The 19,056-nt window shown below is 67.8% G+C and carries 21 protein-coding genes; 12 read left to right on the top strand and 9 right to left on the bottom strand.

The annotated features are described in order from the left end of the window. The first annotated feature begins 117 nt into the window (after positions 1–117). From C3E99_RS12385 to C3E99_RS12375, 3 genes are all read left to right on the top strand, one after another. Positions 118–615, top strand: coding sequence for a flavin reductase family protein (locus C3E99_RS12385; protein ID WP_234002466.1), 498 nt, complete (start codon positions 118–120; stop codon positions 613–615). A 192-nt stretch (positions 616–807) separates the two neighbouring features. Beyond that, complete coding sequence (locus C3E99_RS12380) at positions 808–1,533, top strand: FadR/GntR family transcriptional regulator (protein ID WP_158682272.1); 726 nt, start codon at positions 808–810, stop codon at positions 1,531–1,533. Further along, a complete protein-coding gene (locus tag C3E99_RS12375) occupies positions 1,530–2,450 on the top strand; it encodes an SMP-30/gluconolactonase/LRE family protein (RefSeq protein WP_076076720.1) in 921 nt (306 codons plus the stop codon). The genes C3E99_RS12380 and C3E99_RS12375 overlap by 4 nt, the downstream gene beginning before the upstream one ends. A gap of 26 nt (positions 2,451–2,476) precedes the next feature. On the opposite strand, the gene trmB is transcribed toward C3E99_RS12375, so the two are convergent. The 3 genes from trmB to lnt all read right to left on the bottom strand — a co-directional run bounded on the left by trmB (position 2,477) and on the right by lnt (position 6,622). Then, complete coding sequence (trmB, locus tag C3E99_RS12370; RefSeq protein ID WP_076076719.1) at positions 2,477–3,208, bottom strand: tRNA (guanine(46)-N(7))-methyltransferase TrmB; 732 nt, start codon at positions 3,206–3,208, stop codon at positions 2,477–2,479. A 437-nt stretch (positions 3,209–3,645) separates the two neighbouring features. Beyond that, on the bottom strand, positions 3,646–4,872 hold the full coding sequence (gene metK, locus C3E99_RS12365; RefSeq protein WP_076076717.1) for a methionine adenosyltransferase: 1,227 nt from the start codon (positions 4,870–4,872) through the stop codon (positions 3,646–3,648). A gap of 52 nt (positions 4,873–4,924) precedes the next feature. After that, entirely contained in the window at positions 4,925–6,622 is a 1,698-nt protein-coding gene (gene lnt, locus C3E99_RS12360; protein WP_234002465.1) for an apolipoprotein N-acyltransferase, read from the bottom strand. Positions 6,623–6,831: 209 nt separating this feature from the next. Here lnt and C3E99_RS12355 point away from each other — a divergent pair, with 209 nt between their 5' ends. The 3 genes from C3E99_RS12355 to C3E99_RS12345 are packed head-to-tail and all read left to right on the top strand — an operon-like array spanning position 6,832 to position 8,529. Continuing rightward, positions 6,832–7,413 carry a TIGR00730 family Rossman fold protein gene (locus C3E99_RS12355; RefSeq protein ID WP_067111500.1) on the top strand — a complete coding sequence of 194 codons (582 nt, stop codon included), beginning with the start codon at positions 6,832–6,834 and terminating at the stop codon, positions 7,411–7,413. Positions 7,414–7,444: 31 nt separating this feature from the next. After that, positions 7,445–8,014: a nicotinamide riboside transporter PnuC gene (gene pnuC / locus C3E99_RS12350; RefSeq protein WP_076076713.1), complete on the top strand. Its 570-nt coding sequence runs from the start codon at positions 7,445–7,447 to the stop codon at positions 8,012–8,014. Next, complete coding sequence (locus C3E99_RS12345; protein WP_104960370.1) at positions 8,011–8,529, top strand: AAA family ATPase; 519 nt, start codon at positions 8,011–8,013, stop codon at positions 8,527–8,529. The genes pnuC and C3E99_RS12345 overlap by 4 nt, the downstream gene beginning before the upstream one ends. Positions 8,530–8,702: 173 nt before the next feature. Here C3E99_RS12345 and C3E99_RS12340 read toward each other — a convergent pair whose 3' ends face one another. Beyond that, complete coding sequence (locus C3E99_RS12340) at positions 8,703–10,235, bottom strand: class I adenylate-forming enzyme family protein (protein WP_076078099.1); 1,533 nt, start codon at positions 10,233–10,235, stop codon at positions 8,703–8,705. Between the two features lie 82 nt (positions 10,236–10,317). Between C3E99_RS12340 and C3E99_RS12335 the strand changes: the two genes are divergently transcribed. The 6 genes from C3E99_RS12335 (at position 10,318) to C3E99_RS12310 (ending at position 15,819) form a co-directional block, all read left to right on the top strand. Next, positions 10,318–11,058, top strand: a complete 741-nt coding sequence (locus tag C3E99_RS12335; protein ID WP_067111456.1) for a response regulator transcription factor — start codon at positions 10,318–10,320, stop codon at positions 11,056–11,058. Positions 11,059–11,147: 89 nt separating this feature from the next. Next, the gene (locus tag C3E99_RS12330; protein ID WP_076076710.1) at positions 11,148–12,677 is read left to right on the top strand and encodes an acyl-CoA synthetase; all 1,530 of its coding nucleotides are present in this window, start codon (positions 11,148–11,150) and stop codon (positions 12,675–12,677) included. Then, positions 12,674–13,324 carry a TetR/AcrR family transcriptional regulator gene (locus C3E99_RS12325; RefSeq protein WP_067111461.1) on the top strand — a complete coding sequence of 217 codons (651 nt, stop codon included), beginning with the start codon at positions 12,674–12,676 and terminating at the stop codon, positions 13,322–13,324. Before C3E99_RS12330 ends, C3E99_RS12325 begins: the two co-directional genes overlap by 4 nt. A gap of 21 nt (positions 13,325–13,345) precedes the next feature. Beyond that, positions 13,346–13,957: a 2-hydroxychromene-2-carboxylate isomerase gene (locus C3E99_RS12320; protein ID WP_076076708.1), complete on the top strand. Its 612-nt coding sequence runs from the start codon at positions 13,346–13,348 to the stop codon at positions 13,955–13,957. 13 nt (positions 13,958–13,970) lie between these two features. Next, positions 13,971–14,774: a crotonase/enoyl-CoA hydratase family protein gene (locus C3E99_RS12315; RefSeq protein ID WP_076076705.1), complete on the top strand. Its 804-nt coding sequence runs from the start codon at positions 13,971–13,973 to the stop codon at positions 14,772–14,774. A gap of 184 nt (positions 14,775–14,958) precedes the next feature. Further along, positions 14,959–15,819 (top strand): OST-HTH/LOTUS domain-containing protein, encoded by an 861-nt coding sequence (locus tag C3E99_RS12310; protein WP_104959839.1) that lies wholly within the window; start codon positions 14,959–14,961, stop codon positions 15,817–15,819. Between the two features lie 84 nt (positions 15,820–15,903). Here C3E99_RS12310 and C3E99_RS12305 read toward each other — a convergent pair whose 3' ends face one another. The 5 genes from C3E99_RS12305 to crcB are packed head-to-tail and all read right to left on the bottom strand — an operon-like array spanning position 15,904 to position 18,995. Next, on the bottom strand, positions 15,904–16,617 hold the full coding sequence (locus C3E99_RS12305) for an ATP12 family chaperone protein (RefSeq protein WP_104959838.1): 714 nt from the start codon (positions 16,615–16,617) through the stop codon (positions 15,904–15,906). Further along, positions 16,614–16,850, bottom strand: a complete 237-nt coding sequence (locus C3E99_RS12300) for a hypothetical protein (protein ID WP_067111470.1) — start codon at positions 16,848–16,850, stop codon at positions 16,614–16,616. The genes C3E99_RS12305 and C3E99_RS12300 overlap by 4 nt, the downstream gene beginning before the upstream one ends. Then, entirely contained in the window at positions 16,847–17,470 is a 624-nt protein-coding gene (locus tag C3E99_RS12295; protein ID WP_076076703.1) for an FMN-binding negative transcriptional regulator, read from the bottom strand. Before C3E99_RS12295 ends, C3E99_RS12300 begins: the two co-directional genes overlap by 4 nt. Further along, positions 17,470–18,621, bottom strand: coding sequence for an RluA family pseudouridine synthase (locus tag C3E99_RS12290; RefSeq protein ID WP_104959837.1), 1,152 nt, complete (start codon positions 18,619–18,621; stop codon positions 17,470–17,472). Before C3E99_RS12290 ends, C3E99_RS12295 begins: the two co-directional genes overlap by 1 nt. Further along, entirely contained in the window at positions 18,618–18,995 is a 378-nt protein-coding gene (gene crcB, locus C3E99_RS12285; protein ID WP_104960369.1) for a fluoride efflux transporter CrcB, read from the bottom strand. Before crcB ends, C3E99_RS12290 begins: the two co-directional genes overlap by 4 nt. Between the last annotated feature and the right edge of the window lie 61 nt (positions 18,996–19,056).

Here is a 19,056-nt window from a genome sequence, read left to right as displayed (position 1 = left end):
AATTATACAACTGATTGTGGAAAGCAACCTTTTTGAGGCGCTTGCCGGGAAGCCGATGCGCGGCGTGCCTTCGGAAGGGATGGCACGTCGCGGACGGGATGGAAGAGGAGAGAGGATTTGACGAACGCCGTTCTGCCCGATGCGGGCGATATTGCCGGTGCGCTGAAACTGGGCATGCGCCGGCTCGCCAAGGCGGTGGTGGTCGTCACCGCGCATCGGGGCGATGTCCGGGCGGCGATGACCGCGACCGCGGTTTCGGAACTGTCGCTGGACCCGCCCTCGCTGCTGGTCTGCGCCAACCGCTCGGCGTCGATGTTCCCCCTGCTGAAGGACGGGGCCGATTTCTGCGTCAACATATTGGACGCCTCGCACCGGGCGATCGCCGACCGGTGCGCGGGCGGTGCGGCGGGCGATGCGCGCTTTGCGGAGGGCGACTGGCGGCAGGCGGCCAACGGCGGATGGGTGCTGGGCGACGCGCAGGCCAGTTTCGCCTGCGCTTTCGAACAGGCGCATTTCTATGGCACGCACGGCATCTTCATCGGCCGGGTGATCGATGTGCGGATCGCGGGAGAGGTCGGCCCGCTGATCTATGTCGACGGCGCTTTCCGGTCCTGATGCGGTGCGAGGAAATAGGGCCAGTTTCCCATTGGCTTTTCATTTCGTATAAATTATCAAACTGATTATGGAGATCAAGTCCATTGGATGACTTCCTCGGGGAGGATGGCTAAGAACGGAATGGAAAGCGGTCGCGAAGGGACGCGGGGCAAGGCGTTGAAGGGGCAGAAGATGACGGATGGGATGTCGCCCGTGCGAATTCCCAAGGCGGCGGAGATCATCGCGCAGGCCATCCGGCGACGGATCGTCCTGGGCGACCTGAAGGAGGGCGACCTGCTCCCCGCCGAAGCGGACCTGATGGCGCAGTTCGACGTCTCGCGCCCGACCTTGCGCGAAGCGATCCGCCTGCTCGAATCCGAAGGGCTGGTGCGCGTGCTTCGGGGCGCCAAGGGAGGCGTGCGAATCTGTCCGCCGCAGGAGGATTCGGCGGCCCGCACCCTGGGTTTCCTGCTTCAGTTCCGCGGCGCGACATTGGCCGAGGTGCTCGACGCCCGCTCGTTCATCGAGCCGCGTCTGGCGGCGGGGCTGGCGGCCTCGGCGACCGCCGACGATATCCAGACGCTGCGCGATCACCTGGCCCACGAGGCGGAGGTGATCGAGGATTTCGCGCGCTTCGGGCGCGCCACGGCCGACTTCCACCGGGTGCTGGTCGAACGTGCCGGCAACGTCGCGCTGGGCGTGATCGTCAGCATGCTCGACGACATCTTCCTCCGCCATGTCGAGCGCTTCCTCAGCAGGTCGCGCCCGGACCAGCTGGCGCTCAACCAGCAGGCACTGTCCAACCATCGGGCGCTGGTCGACGCCATCGCGGCACACAAGCCGAAGCGCGCCGAGTCGGTGTGGGAGGACCATATGGACCAGCTGCGCACGGTCATCATCGGCGAACTCGGCCAGACGACGGTGCTCGATCTCTATTGACCGTCGAGGCCGTCCTTGTCGCCGAGGGTCTGGGCTTTCCCGAAGGGCCGGTGATCCTGCCCGACGGCTCGCTCGCGGTGGTCGAGATTCGCCACGGGCAGGTGACGCGCATCGCGCCCGACGGGACGAAGCGGGTCATCGCCAAGGTCGGCGGCGGCCCCAACGGCGCGGCGCTGGCCCCCGACGGCGCGTTGATCCTCTGCAACAACGGCGGCTACCAATGGGCCGAGAGCGACGGATGGGCGGTGCCCATCGGCGCGGCGGCGGACTATGCGGGCGGGTCCATCCAGCGGCTCCACATCGCGGACGGACGGGTCGAGACGCTGCTGACGGCGGTCGACGACCGCCCCCTGTCGGCCCCGAACGACATTGTCTTCGATTCGGCGGGCGGCTTTTATTTCACCGATACCGGAAAGCATCACCGGCATCACAGCGACCATGGGCGCATATGCTATGTGGACGGTGCCGGCGCGCGGACGGTGGCCGAACCGTTCGACCAGCCGAACGGCATCGCGCTCTCCCCCGCCGACGACCGCCTCTATGCGACCGAGACGGCGACCGCGCGCGCCTGGTGGTGGGAAGTCGAGCGCCCCGGGGTGCTGCGCGGCGGCCGCACCTTCATGGGCGCGGGCGGCGGCAACTTCCTGTGCGCTGAGCCCGGCTATGCCTATTACGACAGCATGGCGGTCGAGGCGAACGGCAATCTGTGCATCGGCACGCTGCTGCAGGCCGGCATCGCGATTGTCGGCCCCGACGGCGAGAGGATCGGGTTCGTCGATCTGTCCGACCTCGATCCCGCGATCACCAATATCGCCTTTGGCGGCAGCGACATGCGGCACGCCTATGTCACGGCGTCCGCGACCGGCCGCGTCTATCGCCTCACGTGGCCGCGGCCCGGGCTGCGGTTGAATTTCTGAGGCCGGATGCGGTTGCTGCAACCGCCCTATTTGCGCCGCCAGCGGAAATACCAGACCTCGTGCCCCTGCGCGCGGGCCTTGGCCTCGTAACGCGTTTCGGGCCAGCCGCCGGGGCGGACGAGGAAATCGTCGGCGGTCCGTGCCAGCCACTCGAACTGGTGGCGGTGGCGGCGCATCACCATCAGCGCGTGCGCGAGATAGACCGGGTGATCGGTGCCGAAGCGGAACTCGCCGCCGGGCTTCAGCTTGGCCGCGATCAGGTCGACCGGCCCGTCGTTCATCATCCGCCGCTTGGCGTGCCGCGCCTTCGGCCAAGGGTCGGGATGGAGCAGGTAGACGAAGGACAGCGCGCCGTCGGGGACGCGGCGCAGCACCTCCAGCGCGTCGCCGTGATGGATGCGGACGTTGGCGAGTGGCGGATGCGTGCCCCCCTTTCCCGCGAGATGCGGATCGCCGCTGACGTGGACGAGCGCCTGCGCGACGCCGTTGAGGAAGGGTTCGGCGCCGATGAAGCCGTGATCGGGCAGCATGTCGGCCCGCGCCGCCATATGCTCGCCACCGCCGAAGCCGATCTCGAAATGCAGCGGGCGGTCAAAACCGAACAGGCGCGCGGCGGTCACCGGCCCCTCCGCCGGCACCGCGATCTGCGGCAGCAGATGGTCGACCAGATCCTGCTGGCCCGCGCGCAGGGGCTTGCCCTTGGCGCGGCCGTAGAGGCGGTTGAGCGTGGTCGGATCGCCAGATTTATAAGCCGTCATGCCGTGCGCGTTAGCGGTGTCGGGTCGGACGGGCAAGGCGGGGGCGATGCGCGGGCCGTTGACGTCCCGCGGCGCGGCGAAGGCGTTAAAGCCGCAAAAGCCCTGCACGCGCGCGCCGCAATTATGGCCTTTGTGGCTTTAGGCGCATGACATTGGACGGACGCGTCATTGCGAGCGGCGAAGCCGCGCGGCAATCCAGAGCGTGCGGTAACCGCTCTGGATTGCTTCCCCCGGATCAGGTCCGGGGTCGCAATGACGAAGGGGGGCAATCCAAAGTCGTCAGAGTCCAAGCGGCGGAGCGCCAAATCTGCATCCCGTTCGTGTCTCGCCTTCGCTCGACACGAACGGAAGAGAGGCGGTTCAGATTGAACGCTTGCCGCCCCGAATGGCGCGGCGCGCGAAGATCGCGCCGCGATCGGGCGAGAAGCGCGCGGGTCTTAGCGGCCCAGCGCGGCCTTCAGCCTGTCGATCAGGTCGGTGCGTTCCCAGGGGAAGGCGTCGCCGTCCGGCTGGCGGCCGAAATGGCCGTAGGCCGCGGTCTGGCGATAGATCGGCTTGTTGAGGCCCAGATGGGTGCGAATGCCCTTCGGGGTCAGCCGGACGAGTTGCGGCAGTGCCTGTTCCAGCGCGGCTTCGGACACGCCCTCGGCCGCGGTGCCGTGCAGGTCGACATAGACCGACAGCGGTTCGGCGACGCCGATCGCGTAGCTGAGCTGGATCGTGCAGCGGCGGGCGAGGCCGGCGGCCACGACGTTCTTGGCCAGATAGCGCGTGATGTAGGCCGCCGAGCGGTCGACCTTGGTGGGGTCCTTGCCGCTGAACGCGCCGCCGCCGTGCGGGCTCGCCCCGCCATAGGTGTCGACGATGATCTTGCGGCCGGTCAGCCCGGCGTCGCCGTCGGGTCCGCCGATTTCGAAGCGCCCGGTCGGGTTGATATGATAGACGGTGTTCGCGGTCAGAAGCTCGGCGGGCAGGACGTCGGCGATCACGCCCAGCACATATTTGCGCAGCTCCTGATATCTGGTCTCGTCGCCTTCGCCGTCGTGCCAGAAATAGCCCGGCGCGTGCTGGGTCGACACGACGATCGCGGTCGCCTCGACCGGGCGCTCGTTGGCGTAGCGCAGCGTGACCTGGCTCTTGGTGTCGGGTTCGAGGAAGGGCGCGATGCCGGCCTTGCGGTCGGCGGCCATGCGCTCGAGGATCTTGTGCGCGTAATCGAGCGTCGCGGGCATCAGGTCGGGCGTCTCGTCGGAAGCATAGCCGAACATGATCCCCTGGTCGCCGGCGCCCTCGTCCTTGTCGGCGCTTTCGTCGACGCCCTGCGCGATATGCGCCGACTGGCCGTGGAGATTGTTCTCGAAGCGCAGGTTCTTCCAGTGGAAACCGTCCTGCTCATACCCGATCTCGCGAACGGTCTCGCGCACCGTCGCCTCGATCTCGTCGAGCGCGCCCGGCGCCCATTCGCCATCCTCGTAGACGCCCTTGCAGCGGATTTCGCCCGCCAGCACGACAAGCTGGGTCGTGGTCAGCGTTTCGCAGGCCACGCGCGCTTCGGGGTCCTTCGACAGGAACAGATCGACGATCGAATCGCTGATCTGGTCGGCAACCTTGTCGGGATGCCCTTCGGACACGCTTTCGGACGTGAAGAGGAAGCTGTTGCGCATGGGAGACTTTCTTTGGATTTGGATATAAAGAAAAGTTTATGTCCCGGCGCTGTTAGCGTCCGCGCCGTCGAAAGGCAATGGCCAGCGCGAGCAGCAGCAGCGCGAAGCCGACCGGAAGACGATTGCCGAAACGGGCGAAAAGCGTCGGGGCGTGGGCCGGCGGAACCAGCGTGTCGATGCGCCCGGCGCGGTGCATCGGAATCGCTGCGCGGATGCGGCCGTCGGCGTCGATCACCGCGCTGATCCCGGTCGGAGTCGCGCGGACGACCGGCAGCCCTTCCTCTATCGCCCGCAGCCGCGCCTGGGCGAGGTGCTGCGGCGGGCCCCAGCTTCCGAACCAGGCGTCGTTCGAGGGGTTGAAGATGAAATCGGGCCGATGCGCGCGGTCGACGACCTGTCCCGAAAAGATGATCTCGTAGCAGATTTGCAGGCCGACCTCGACCGCCGGGCGCAGCGTTTCGGGCAGGCGGGTTGCGATCACCGCCGGCGGGTGACCCGCTGGCGGGACGTCGACCGTGCGGGTCGCGGCGGGCAGGGAGAGGGTGCGCGCGCCCGGCCCCGGCCAGAAGTCGATGTCGCCCGGCGCGAGCCGCGACAGGCCGATCGCCGACAGCAGCGGCCGCATCGGCAGATATTCGCCATAGGGGACGAGATGCGCCTTGTCGTAGCGCGGCCCCAGCGTGCCGTCGGGATACACCGTCATCACCGCGTTGCGCGCGCCGACCACGGTGCCGTCGCGGCCGAGTTCGAGCTTGAGCGCGCCGAGTAGCATCAGATCGCCGGGATTCATCAGATTCGTCAGCCGTGCCCGCGCCTCGGCCGGCGAACGGTCGTAATAGACGAGCGGATAGCCGGTTTCGAGATAATCGGGAATCGCCGCCTCTGGCCACAGGATCAGGCGGGCGCGGTCGTCCTTGGGGACGGTCAGCCGTGCCAGCTTGGCGAAATTGGCGTCGGCCTTGTCACCCTCCCACTTGTCCTGCTGTCCGATGTTGGGCTGGACGAGGGTGATGGGGATCGAGGAGGCCGTGTCGGCTGTTCCGCCGCCGCCGCCGGCCGTCGCAACTGCGGTCGCGGTGGCCAATATCGGAATCGACGCCACGAGCGCCGCGCGCTTCCACTGCCGCGCCGAAAGCAGGAGCAGCGCGCCCGCCACGCAGACGACCAGCGCTCCGAGCCCGTAGGTGCCGAGCCAGATCGCCGCCGAAGCGAAGCGGCCCGCCGCGATCGCGCCCAGCGGATTCCAGGCAAAGCCCGTGAACACCCAGCTTCGCAGCCATTCGGTCAGCGTCCACAGCGCGGCGAGGGTGAGGATGAAGGAAAGCGTTACCCCGGCGAAGGCGGGCACCGTTGGCGTCCCGTCTCCGGCACCTGCCGCTTTCGCAGGGACGGCGATTCGGGAAACCGTCCACGCCCCCCACGCCGCGAGCGCCGGATAGGCGGCGAGGTAGAGCGCCAGCAGCACGACCGCGATCCACCCCAGCCATGCGGGCATCGCCGCCTGATAGGTGAAGGCGGTCGCGATCCAGTTCAGGCCGATCGTGAAATGGCCGACCCCGAAGGCCCAGCCGATCCCGAGCGCGCGGCGCCCACGCGGCGCCCGCGCGACGAGCAGCATCCAGCCCGCGAGTGCGATCAGGGTCAGCGGCCACAGGTCGAGCGGCGCGAAGCCCGTGGCGGAAACGGCGCCGAGCAGCAGGGCGGCGAGCTTCGGACGGCGGTCGGCGAAAGCGTGGAGTGTCGCGGTCACGCGCGCAGCCTTAGCCGGGCGGCGCGGCGCTCGCCAGAGTCTATATGGCCCAAAGCCCATATGGCCGATCGTCCGGCGCGCGTCGCCGGCGACTTGTCGAAGCGCGGTTCTTCCTGCAAAGGCGCGGAAAGACGAAACGGGCTTTCGACGTGGCTCCATCGAGCCCTGCCGAAGGGCCAGGCCGAACGGACATTGCCATGCCTTTCACGATGAAACGCCTTGCCGTCTATTGCGGGTCCGCGACCCCCGACGACCCCGCCTTCATCGAAACCGCGCGGCATGTCGGGCGCACGCTGGCGAGCCGCGGCATCGGCGTCGTTTATGGTGGCGGCCGGACCGGCCTGATGGGCGCGGTCGCCGATGCGGCGCTCGCGGCGGGGGGCGAGGTGATCGGGGTGATCCCCGACGCGCTGGTCGGCACCGAGGTCGCGCATCGCGGCGTGACCGAACTCCACGTCGTCTCCGGCATGCACGAACGCAAGCGCATGTTCACCGACCTGTCCGACGGCTTCCTCACCATTCCCGGCGGCGTCGGCACGATGGACGAGTTGTGGGAGGCGATCAGCTGGGCGCAGCTCGGCTATCATGCCAAGCCCGTCGGACTGCTCAATGCCGGGGGATTCTACAACGATCTGATCGCCTTCAACCGCCGCATGGTCGAGGTCGGCTTCATCCGCCCGGCGCATGCGCGGATCATGATCGTCGATGCCGGGCTCGACGAATTGCTCGACAAGATGGTCGCCTATCGCCCGCACGAGCCGATCTTCGCGATGAAGGCCGACGATTTGTGACCCATGTCGGGCGACGAGGGGGGCGCCGCCCATGAGCGAGGTGGAATGGATCGCCGCCAGCCTCGTCCTGATCAACGTCGCGCTCGTCGCGTTGCGGAGCGTGTGGAACTATCCCTTCGCGCTCGTCGCGGTCAGCCTCTACGCCGTCGTTTTCTATGAGGCGAAGCTTTACAGCGACATGCTTCTCCAGGGCTTTTTCCTTGTCCTGAACCTCTATGGCTGGGCCGCCTGGCTGCGCGCGCGCGAGGGCAGCGGCGTGCCGGTCGGCTGGATGACCGCGCGGGCGCGGCTGGTCTGGGGCGGCGCCACGCTGGCGGCCTGGATCGTCTGGAGCGCGGCGATGCATCGCCACACCGACGCGGCGGCGCCGTGGATCGACGGCGCGATCGCGATGGCCAGCATCACCGCGCAATGGCTGCTCGCGCGGCGCCGGGTCGAAAGCTGGTGGCTGTGGATATTCGTCGATCTGATCGCGGTGCCGCTGTTCGCCTCGCGCGGCCTCTATGCGACGAGCGTGGTCTATGTCGTGCTGCTCGGCCTGTCGATCGACGGGCTGATCCAGTGGCGCCGCGCCGCGGCGGCGGGGGCAGCGCCCGCATGACCCGCCGCATCTGCCTCCACGGCGCCGAAAGCACCGGCAAGTCGACGCTGGCGCCGCGGCTCGCCGCGCGGCTTGGCGGCCTCGTCGTCCCCGAATATGGCCGCACCTATGCCGAGGCGAACGGCACCGGGTTCGACGAGGCCGACCTGCTCGCGATCTTCCGCGGCCATGTCGCCGCGACGCATGCGGCGCTGGCGCAGGGGCCCCGATGGCTGGTGTCCGACACCGACCCGCTGATGACGCAGGCGTGGGCGGTGATGCTGCTCGGGCGGCGGCTGCCCGAAATCGACGCGTGGGACGAGGTCGCCGACCTCTACCTCGTCCCCGCGATGGACCTGTCGTGGGAAGAGGACGGCACGCGGCTGTTCGGCAGCGACCTCGCGCGGCGGCAGTTCATGGACGTCGCGATCGGCGAACTCGAACGCCGGCGGCTGCCATGGGCGTGGGTCGAGGGCGAAGGCGACGCGCGACTGGCGAGCGCGCTGGCGGCAGTGGAGGCGGCGGAGTTCGCCTGATCGCGAAGGTTGCGGGTCGTCCGTTTGGGGTAGCCAGACATACCCCATCTTCGTCATCCCCGCGAAAGCGGGGATCCAGAGCGGGCGTCGGCCGACCTTTCCCTGGGTTCCCGCTTTCGCGGGAATGACGAAGCGAAAAACGAGAATGGCGTCTTCCGATCGCTATCCGCTATTCACCCCGAATAGGCGTCGCGCAATTCGCGTTTCAGTACCTTGCCGATCGGGCTGCGCGGCAGTTCTTCGACGACGCGGATTGCGCTCAGCCGCTGGGTCTTGCCGACCTTGGCGTTGCAGTCGGCGCGCACGCTTTCGACATCGGCGCTGGGCTTGAGCACGACGAAGGCGACGGGCGTCTCGCCCCATTCCTCGCTCGGCATGCCGACCACCGCCGCCTCGACGACGCGGTCGTCGGCGAGCAGGATCGCCTCCAGATCGCTCGGGAAGATGTTGAAGCCGCCCGAGATGATCATGTCCTTCGCGCGGTCCATCAGCGTCAGGAAGCCGTCTTCGTCGAAGCGGCCGATGTCGCCGTGACGATAGAAGAGATTCCCCTCCGCATCATACCAGTGCATCGCCCGGGTCGCGTCGGGACGGTTGTTGTAGCCGGTCATCATCGCGGGGCTGCGGCCGACGATCTCTCCGACCGAACCCTGCGGCAGTTCGTTGCCTTCCTCGTCGATCACCTTGGCGATGTGGCCGGGTGCGGGGCGGCCGACCGTGTGCAGCTTGTCGGGATATTGATGCGCTTCGAGGATGAAGGCCGCGCCCCCCTCGGTCATGCCGTAGATTTCGACGAGCCCGCCCGGCCAGCGCTTGAGCACGTCGGCCTTGAGCGCGGCGGGGAAGGGGGCCGAGGTGCAATATTTCATGATGAAGCTGGAGAGGTCGAAGCGGTCGAAATCCTCGAGCGCCATGATGCGGCGATATTGCACCGGCACCAGCATCGTGTTGGTCGCGCGCTCGCGCTCCGCCAGTTCAAGGAAACCGCGCGCATCGAACTTCTTCATCAGCACGACCTGCCCGCCCGATCCGACGGTGGGAAGGAAGCTCGCCATCGTCGTGTTCGAATAGAGCGGGGTCGACAGGATCGTCACCGCGTGCGGGCCATAGGCGGGAACGCCGCGCTGGATATGCTGCCAGCGCATCGCGTGGCTGTGGACGATGCCCTTCGGCGTGCCGGTGGTGCCCGACGAATAGATGATGTTGAAGCCGTCCTCCGGCCGGATTTCGACCGCATCGGGCTTCGTTCCCGCGGGCGCCATCCAGTCGTCCAGCGCGACCCCGACGCCGCTGCCGTCCATGGCGATGCGGTCGGTCGCAGCGACGGTCTGGCCTTCGAGGCTCGCCGCGGCGGCGCTGTCGAGGAACAGGTGGCGCGCGCCCGTGTCGGCGATCATCGCCGCCATCTGTTCGCCGGTCGCGCTGTTGGTGATCAGTCCCGCGACGCCGCCGGCGCGCAGCGTGCCGAGGATCGCGGCCATCTGTTCGACGCTGTTGAGCCCGGCAACGGCGGTCCGGTCGCCGCTCTGGAAGCCGTCCTGCTGAAGCCGGGCGGCGATTCGATCCATCATCCGGTCCAGTTCGGACCAGCTTAATCGCCGCGACGGGTCGGCAGCCGCTACGGCATCGGGACGTTCGGCGGCATGGGCGCGGATCAGGTCGGGCAGGGTGGCGAAAGCGCTGTCGAGCAGGTCGGTCGAGGTCATGTCCATCGGTTAGCACAGCGGGGGACCGGCGCAATGCCGGGCGCCGCGAAACGCCGTCGGGTGTGACGGCCTGGGGGGCAGGGTGCGGGTATCGGACGGAGGCGATCCGGGCGGCGAATCGCATGATGGGGCGGGGCGCATCGCCCTCTATCATCCGCTGCGCGAGCGCGCCGCGACGCTGGGCGCGGCGCTGGAAGCCGCGGGCCATGCGGTGCGGTCGATGCCGTCGCCGGCGAACGGACTGCGGCCATGGCTCGACGGCTGCTTCGACCTGCTGCTGATCAACCCCTTCCTCGATTGGCAGGACCCCTTTGCCTTCGTGCGGCTGATGGCGGCGGTCGCCGCGCGGCGGCCGGTGCTGGCGGTGTCGGATCGCGACTCGCTGGAGGAACGGATGATCGCGCTGCATGGCGGCGCGGACGACGTGGTCACCTGGACCGACAATCTGCCCGAGGTGCTGGCGCGCGCCGCCGGGCTGTTGCGGCGCAGCCGGCTGGCCGCCGGCCAGCTTGGCGCGGGCGAGTTGCGGATCGACCTGATCGACCGGCGCGTCGAGCGCGCGGGGCGGCCGATCCGCCTGCCGCTGCGCGAATTCGACCTGCTCGCCAATCTGGCGCGCGTTCCCGATCGTCCGCTGTCGCGCGCGGCGCTGCTCAAGGCGGTGTGGCGGCTCGACTTCGATCCGGGGACCAACCGGGTCGAGGTGCATATGTCGCGGCTGCGCGCCAGGCTCGACCGCGGCTTCGCCTGGCCGATGCTGCACACGATCAAGGGCGTCGGCTATGCGCTGCGCTCGCATCCCGGCGCGGGCGCGCCCGAATAGGGGCAAGACCCTAAGCCTGCTTGACCCGGCGCTTCGGATGGCTACTGACTCGGCGGAAAGAACGAACAGAACAGCTGGAGAGATCGCCGATGCACCCGTCCGTCCACGCCGCCTCTACCCCCGACAAGCCGGCGATCATCGTCGCCGAGACGGGCGAATCGATCAGCTATGCCGAACTCGACGCGGCGTCGAACCGTGCGGCGCAGCTTTTTCGCGCGCACGGACTGGGGCACGAGGACGTCGTCGCCTTCATGCTCGACAACACGCCGCATTATTACGGGCTGACCTGGGGCGCGCAGCGCGCGGGGCTGCGCTATGTCTGCATCTCGTCGCGGCTGACGCAGGACGAGACCGACTATATCCTCGAAAATTCGGGCGCGAAGATGCTGATCGTCGCCGCCAGCCTCGCGCCCGCGGCGCAGCAACTCCAGACGCGGATCGAGCGCTTTTCGATGGGCGGCGACATCGCCGGCTGGCCGAAGATCGAGGACGAACTGGCGAAGATGCCGGCGACGCGGATCGCCGACGAGCGCGCCGGGGTCGACATGCTCTATTCTTCGGGAACCACCGGCCGGCCCAAGGGGGTCAGGGTGCCGCTGCCCGAGGAGCGCGAGATCGACGCGCCGAACAGCCTCGTCATGCTCGCCGCCGCGGCCTTCCATATCGGCCCCGAAAGCGTCTATCTGTCGCCCGCGCCGCTCTATCACGCGGCGCCGCTGCGCTGGTCGATGACGATTCATCGGCTTGGCGGCACCGTCGTGCTGATGAAGAAATTCGATCCCGAAGGCGCGCTGGCGGCGATCGAGACATATCGCTGCAACGCCGCGCAGTTCGTGCCGACGCATTTCGTGCGGATGCTGAAACTGCCCGAGGCGGTGCGCGCGAAATACGACGTGTCGTCGATGAAGAGCGCGATCCACGCCGCCGCGCCGTGCCCGGTGCCGGTCAAGCAGGCGATGATCGACTGGTGGGGGCCGGTGCTGCTCGAATATTATGCGGGATCGGAAGGCAATGGCATGACCTTCGCGACCAGCGAGGACTGGCTGGCGCACAAGGGCACGGTCGGGCGCGCGATCAACGGCGTGCTGCACATCGTCGGCGAGGATAACGAGACCGAACTGCCGGTGCGGCAGGAAGGCACGGTCTTTTTCGAAAGCGAGCAGGTCTTCGAATATCACGACGACCCCGAAAAGACCGCGTCGAGCCGCAATTCGAAAGGCTGGTCGACGCTGGGCGACGTCGGCTGGGTCGACGAGGAGGGTTTCCTCTATCTGACTGACCGCAAGAGCTTCATGATCATCTCCGGCGGGGTGAACATCTATCCGCAGGAGATCGAGAATCATCTCGTCACCCATCCGAAGGTCGCCGACGTCGCGGTCGTCGGCGGACCGCACGAAGAGATGGGCGAAGAGGTGATCGCGGTCGTCCAGCCCGCCGACATGGCCGACGCCACCGACGCCTTGCGCGAGGAACTGGGCGCCTATGCGCGCGAGAAGCTGTCGGGAGTGAAGATCCCGCGGCGCATCGATTTCCTGGAGGCGCTGCCGCGCCACGACACCGGCAAGCTCTACAAGCGGCTGCTGCGCGACCAATATTGGGAGAAGGCGAAGGGCAAGTGAGCCCGCCGCGGGTCAAGACGCGCGACCGCATCCTGACGGCGGCGCTGCGGCTGTTCAACGAACAGCGCTTCGGCAGCGTCTCGACCGCCGCGATCGCCGCCGAGGTCGGCATCGCCGAGGGCAATCTGTGGTATCATTTCCGCAGCAAGCGCGCGCTGCTCGACGCGATCAGCGCCGATTTCGCGGAGGCGATCGAGGAACGGCTGCGGATGCGGCCGTCCGACGCGGGCGACCTGATCGAGGAATATGTCGGGCTGCTCGCCTGCATGCAGCGCGAACTGCACACCTTCCGCTTCATCTATCGCGACCGCGCCGATTACGGCGAATCGAGCCCGATCATCCTCGATCATATCGGCGGCTGGTACGACCGGGTGCACGAACAGCTGAGCATCTATCTGGGCGCGATGATCGATCGCGGCCTGCTCGACTGGCCGCGCGTCCGGCTCGGCGACCTGTGCACCAACGCGTTGCTGATTCTGCGCTTCGGCCTCGAATATCAGCGCGAGATGGACCCGGCGGCGGTCGGCGACCTCGACAGCGCGCGCTGGACGGTCGAGCGTCATCTGACGCTGTTCGAGGACCGGCTCGATCCCGCCGCCGCACGCCGCTTTCACCGTGCGATCGAGCAGGCCGACCTGCAAAGCTGACCCGCCAGCGAAGGAGCCGTCATGCCCTCCCGTCTCGAATTCTTCTTCGACCTCTCGTCGCCCTGGACCCGCCTGGCGTTCGCCAATGTCCAGCCGCTGATCGCGCGGACGGGCGCCGATGCGACCTTTCGCCCGATCCTGGTTGGCGGGGTGTTCAACGCGGTGAACCCGGCGGTCTATGCCGCGCGCGAGCAGACCGACAACCGCAAGATGCAGCATGGCTGGAAGGTGCTGGCCGACTGGGCGCGGCTGGCGGGGGTGGAGATGAACTTCCCGTCGCGCTGGCACCCGGCGAAAAGCGTCCACGCGATGCGGTTCGCGACCGCGCTCGAGGACGACCAGCCGGCGCTGCTCGCCTTTGCGCGCGCCGCGTTCGAAAGCTATTTCGGGCGGCAGGAGAATCTCGACGATCCCGCCGTGCTCGAAGCCGTGGCGACGGGCGCGGGGCTCGACGGCGCAGCGATCCGCGCCGCCTCGACCACCGACGCGGTCAAGGCGCGGCTGCGCGCCAATACCGAAGAACTGGTGGCGCGCGGCGGTTATGGTTCGCCGACGCTGTTCGTCGACGGCACCGACATGTATTTCGGCAACGACCAGCTGCCGCTCGTCGAAGCGGCGCTTCAACGCAACTGAGAGGATTCTCCCGATGCAGGACCGCATTTCCATCACGATGCTGGAGGACGGCATCGCCGACGTCCGGCTGATCCGCGCCGACAAGATGAACGCGCTCGACGCCGCGATGTGGTCGGCGCTGGCCGAGGCGATCGACGAGCTGAAGGCGAAGCAGGGACTGCGCGTCGTCGTGCTGTCGGGCGAGGGGCGCGCCTTCTGCGCCGGGCTCGACCTCTCGAGCCTCAGCGCCGAGCGCGATCCGGGGGCGAGCAGCGCGGGCGGCACGCTGTCCGACCGCACGCGCGGCCTGTCGAACAATGCGCAATATGCCGCGTGGGGCTGGCGCGAATTGCCGGTACCGGTGATCGCCGCGGTGCACGGCGTCGCATTCGGCGCGGGCAGCCAGATCATGGCGGCGGCCGATATCCGCATCGTCCATCCCGACACGCGCATCGCGATCATGGAGATGCGCTGGGGCCTCGTCCCCGACGTCGCGGGAATGGCGCTGTGGCGTACGCAGGTTGCCGACGACGTGCTGCGCGAGATGATCTACACCAACCGCGAATTCACCGGGTCGGAGGCGAAGCTGCTGGGTTTTGCGACGCATGTCGCCGACGACCCGCTGGGCAAGGCGATGGACCTCGCGCGGGTGATCGCGGGCAAGAACCCGCACGCGATCCGCGGCGCCAAGCGCCTGTGCAACATGCTCGCCGACGCGACCGATGCCGAGATATTGCAGGCCGAAAGCGACGAACAGATCAAGGTCATCCGCACCCCGAACCAGATCGAGGCGGTGATGGCGCATATGGAGAAAAGAAAGCCGAACTTCGCGGATTGAATGGGTGGTTGATTTCGGTTTGTGTCGGGCCCTTCGACTGCCTTGGCAGGCGCTCAGCATAAACTTCGGTCTTTGGTCGAAGTCGAGACATCCATCGGAATGGAGCCGGGACGATAGCGCGGCGGTTTGGGAGTAAAGCAATTCGTCATCGCAATTCCATCAATTCCGAACAGCAGGTTGCGCTATGATGGCGGTATCGGATGACGCGCTGCAAACGCGTCAGCGCGAAGTGCAGAGATTGCTGGGCCGATGTTTGCTTCGACTCCAGCAGTATGAGCGCCTGATTAAAGCCATCGTCGCACATCACGAAATCTCGGGGCCTGCCTGCCAGCTGGGGTTGGAGAAGGTCCGAGCGGCGCGGGTGGACGACACCGCGAGAAAAACGCTCGGTGTCTTGGTTGACGACCTCCTCGGGTCGTATATTGTCACCGATGCAATCGGCGCGAACAATGCTGCGCAGGACATTGACTCGTTCAGCGTCCGGATGCGTCTCGTTTTTTCGGACGAGGATTTCGCCCGGACAAAAAATGAGCTCGTCGAACTGGTAAGTCTGCGGAACGGCTTGGTTCACAACTTCATCGACCAGCACGACCTTTGGAGCTTGGATGGATGTCATGGCGCTCACGACGCCTTGGTTGCCGCCTATAGCCGCATCGACGAACGTTTCGAACATCTCCGCGGATGGGCTGAAGATATGGAACAATGTCGGCGTCTGGCCGCGGAGTTTGTCCAGTCGGATGAATTTCGCGATTGTGTCATCAATGGCATTGCCCCGGATGGCAAAGTGGATTGGTCTGCCACAGCTATCGTGGATGCGTTGCGGGAAGCGGCCGGTGAGTTGGCCATCGACGGATGGGCATCCGTCGCCGATGCCGGAAGATGGATTGCCGAGCGGTTTCCAGAGCAACTACCCGGGAAATATGGATGCAGCAGCTGGCGGCAGGTCGTGCATGAGTCGCGAGTATTCGAGATTCGATATTTCGAAGAAGATGGGCAGCGTTCTGCTCGCTATCGGGAAAAGGAAAGTCCTTCGATGTCACATTAACAGGTTTGGGATCCTGCTGATTGCTATGCAAGGCAGAAGAAATTTCTATGTTAGCCGCATAAATCCGGTCCATCACTTCTAACTTTACGATGCAACACACGTCTCGGATCCGAGCAAACTCAAAAACCGCGCCGCGTGGTGCCAGTCGGCCTCGCGGCGCGCACGCGTCTTCCGCGCTTCGGTATCGGCGCCCCAGCGGCGTTCCTGATAGAGTTCGTCGAGGCTGACCGCCGTCCACAGCGCGTCCGCCGGAAAGGCATCCTCGACCAGCGCGAGCCCGGCGACGAGCGACCCGCCGATGGTGACGAGCGGCGCGAGCGGCGCGAGGCGGAAGGGATCGAGGCCCTGCACCGCATCGCGCAGCGCCGCGACCGTCGCGGGCGGCTGATCGACCGGCAGCACCCCCTGCGCGAGCGCGAATTCGATCCCGTGGCGCTGCTCGGCCCAGGCGAGCAGCGGGTTCCACGCCGCCGCCTGTTCGGCCTGCAGCGCCGCGTCGCGGTCGTCGCGGTAGCAGAAGAGGTCGCTCGCGGCATAGGCGGCGATCGGCGCCGCGAAGCCGGCGGGGTCGGCGGTGGCGAGGTCGATCGCGGCGTTGGCGATGCCTGTCAGCGGCATCGACGCCGGGTCGATATCCTCGCCCTGCGCGTCCCACTCGGCGGCGATCGCCTCGGCCAGCGCGCGGCCCGCGACGGCGAGCGGCGCACGCGCCGGGGTGCGCACCGGCCGCCCGTCGAGCGCGACGCCCCAGCCGCCGTCCTGCGGGACAGCCTCGGCCTGCTTCCAGAAGCGCTTCACGGCCCGGGCGGCGTCCGCCAGCGGCGCGCGAGAATGCGCGGCATGATCGCGAAATCGAACAAGCCGATCAGCACCACGGCGGCGCCGACCCAGCGGTCGGCGGGCTGGCCGGCGAGCGCCCATACGCCGCGGATGAGCAGGAAGCCCGCGAGGATGAGCAGCGCGCCCACAAGTCGCATGCTGGACAGCGCGAAAAAGCGTTTCTTCGCCAGGGCGTCTTCGGGTCGGGTCATGCGCTTTTCCTATCGCCGCCAAGCTCGCGCATCAAATGCGCCAGCGCGCCATGGCCGGTCGCCTCGATCGCCGTCGCGATCCGCGCGCGTTCGTCGGCCGGCTTGTTCTGCGACAGCTTGATCGTCGGGCGCCATGCGGCGATCCGCATCTCGAAGCCGATGATCGCACCGGTCAGTTTCGCGAAATAATTCGGGTCCATCTTGTCGCGCGTCCACGGCGGATTCGCTCCGATCCGCGCCTCGTGCTGCGCCGACAGCGCGTCGAGCTGCGCCACCAGTTCGGCCTCGTCGAGCCGGCGCGCCGGGCCTTCCATCTCGACCGCGACATAATTCCACGTCGGCACCGCGTGCGCTTCCTCGGCATACCAGCCCGCGCTGACATAGGCGTCGGGGCCCTGCACGACCGCAAGCGCCGTCGCCCCGGCGAGATGCCGGGTCAGCCCGTTGCCGCGCGACAGATGGAATTGCAGCGTCGCCGCATCCGCGCTCAGCACCACCGGCGCGTGCGCGACGCGCGGGCCGTCGGGCGTGCCCGCGAAGATGGCGGCGAAGCCGATCTCGCGCACCAGCAGCGCGGCGAGGTCGTCCTGCCGCGGCCGGAAGGCGGGGTCGGGATGCATCAGCGCGGTTTCCGGGGCGCGGGCTTGCGGCCGCCGGGTTTCGCGGGGCCGCGTTTCGCCGGGGCCTTGGGCTTCGCCTTGGCTTCGGCGCGGCCGCGCCGCTCGCCGCGCCTTGCCTTGCGCACTTGCTTGGCGTGCGCCTTGGCCTTCGTCTTCTGCACGGTCTTCGCCGAAGGCCGGGGCGCCTCCTCGGCCAATGCGTCGCCGAGCAGCGGGTCGAAGCCCAGCGCGTCGAGGCTCGCAGCGAAATGTTCGGGCACCGGCGCCGAGATGTCGAGCGCGCCGCCGTCGGGATGGTCGATGCGCAGGCGGCGGCTGTGCAGGTGCAGCTTGCGGCTGATCGTGCCGGTCAGGAAAGCCGCCTTGCCGCCATATTTGCCGTCGCCGACGATCGGGTGGCCGATCGCCGCCATATGGACGCGAAGCTGATGGGTGCGGCCGGTCAGCGGCTGGAGTTCGACCCACGCCGCGCTGTTCCCCGCGCGCTCGATGATGCGATAGCGCGATTTCGAAGGCAGCCCCTTGTCGTCGACATGCATCTTCTCGCCGCCCGATCCGGGCTGCTTCGCCAGCGGCAGATCGATTTCCCCCTGCGCGATGTCGGGGACGCCGACGACGATCGCCCAATAGGTCTTGCGCGCGCTGCGGTTCGAGAAGGCCTTGGCGAACCATGCGGCGGCGCGCGGGGTGCGCGCGACGAGCAGCGCGCCCGACGTGTCCTTGTCGAGCCGGTGGACGAGCTTCGGCCGCACCGGCGCCTCGCCCTGCAACGCGCCGAGCAGCCCGTCGACATGCGCGTCGGTCTTCGTCCCGCCCTGCGTCGCAAGCCCCGGCGGCTTGTCGAGCACGAACGCGCTCGCATCGCGGTGGATCACCATCGCTTCGGCCAGCGCGACGTCGGCGGGGGACAGCGGCCGGTCCTTGCGCGGACGCGGTCCGGTGGGGGCGGCGGGGGGAACGGGCATCGCGATCCGCTGCCCCGCCTCGATCCGGGCGGAGACGTCCGCTTTCTTTCCGTCGAGCGTCAGTTCGCCCGACCGCGCCCAGCGCGCAATCAGCGCGTGCGGCGTGCCCGGCCGGTGCCGCTTGAACCAGCGGTCGAGCCGGATGCCGTCATCCTCTTCCCCGACGGTGGCGCTGTCGCCGCTCATGCCGGAAACTGCCGCATCGCGAGCATCCCCAGCCCGCATACCGCGATGCCGACGACGACCGACGAGAGGACGTAGGCGGCCGCCTGCGCCATCGCTCCGCGTTCGAACAGCAGCCAGAATTCGAGGCTGAACGAAGAAAAGGTGGTGAAGCCGCCGAGAATGCCGACGCCCAGGAACAGCCGCGTCGTCTCGCTGCCGCCGCTGCGCGCGAGCCAGCCGATCAGCAGGCCCATCAGCAGGCTGCCCGCGATGTTGATCGACAGCGTCCACCACGGGAAGCCGGGGCCGAGCCGCGCGAGCATGATCTGGCCGACCAGATGCCGCGCCCCCGCGCCGATCGCGCCGCCGACCATGACTGGGAAAAGTCCGTTCATGCGCTCGTCCCTAGCGGCAAAAGCGCGCGGCGGAAAGCGGGCGATGGCCATTCGGGACGCG

The sequence above is a fragment of the Sphingopyxis sp. MG genome (genome assembly GCF_002953155.1).
GTDB classification, from domain to species: Bacteria; Pseudomonadota; Alphaproteobacteria; order Sphingomonadales; family Sphingomonadaceae; genus Sphingopyxis; species Sphingopyxis granuli.
Note: the sequence above shows the minus strand (reverse complement) of the source record. Positions and strands in the feature narration are given on the sequence as shown.

Bases quoted from the DNA above. Each gene is read 5' to 3' on its own strand.
- trmB (WP_076076719.1), bottom strand. From the start codon at position 3,208: ATGACGGCTTATAAATCTGGCGATCCGACCACGCTCAACCGCCTCTAC.
- metK (WP_076076717.1), bottom strand. From the start codon at position 4,872: ATGCGCAACAGCTTCCTCTTCACGTCCGAAAGCGTGTCCGAAGGGCAT.
- C3E99_RS12355 (WP_067111500.1), top strand. From the start codon at position 6,832: ATGAAACGCCTTGCCGTCTATTGCGGGTCCGCGACCCCCGACGACCCC.
- pnuC (WP_076076713.1), top strand. From the start codon at position 7,445: ATGAGCGAGGTGGAATGGATCGCCGCCAGCCTCGTCCTGATCAACGTC.
- C3E99_RS12345 (WP_104960370.1), top strand. From the start codon at position 8,011: ATGACCCGCCGCATCTGCCTCCACGGCGCCGAAAGCACCGGCAAGTCG.
- C3E99_RS12340 (WP_076078099.1), bottom strand. From the start codon at position 10,235: ATGACCTCGACCGACCTGCTCGACAGCGCTTTCGCCACCCTGCCCGAC.
- C3E99_RS12330 (WP_076076710.1), top strand. From the start codon at position 11,148: ATGCACCCGTCCGTCCACGCCGCCTCTACCCCCGACAAGCCGGCGATC.
- C3E99_RS12320 (WP_076076708.1), top strand. From the start codon at position 13,346: ATGCCCTCCCGTCTCGAATTCTTCTTCGACCTCTCGTCGCCCTGGACC.
- C3E99_RS12315 (WP_076076705.1), top strand. From the start codon at position 13,971: ATGCAGGACCGCATTTCCATCACGATGCTGGAGGACGGCATCGCCGAC.
- C3E99_RS12310 (WP_104959839.1), top strand. From the start codon at position 14,959: ATGATGGCGGTATCGGATGACGCGCTGCAAACGCGTCAGCGCGAAGTG.
- C3E99_RS12300 (WP_067111470.1), bottom strand. From the start codon at position 16,850: ATGACCCGACCCGAAGACGCCCTGGCGAAGAAACGCTTTTTCGCGCTG.
- C3E99_RS12295 (WP_076076703.1), bottom strand. From the start codon at position 17,470: ATGCATCCCGACCCCGCCTTCCGGCCGCGGCAGGACGACCTCGCCGCG.
- C3E99_RS12290 (WP_104959837.1), bottom strand. From the start codon at position 18,621: ATGAGCGGCGACAGCGCCACCGTCGGGGAAGAGGATGACGGCATCCGG.
- crcB (WP_104960369.1), bottom strand. From the start codon at position 18,995: ATGAACGGACTTTTCCCAGTCATGGTCGGCGGCGCGATCGGCGCGGGG.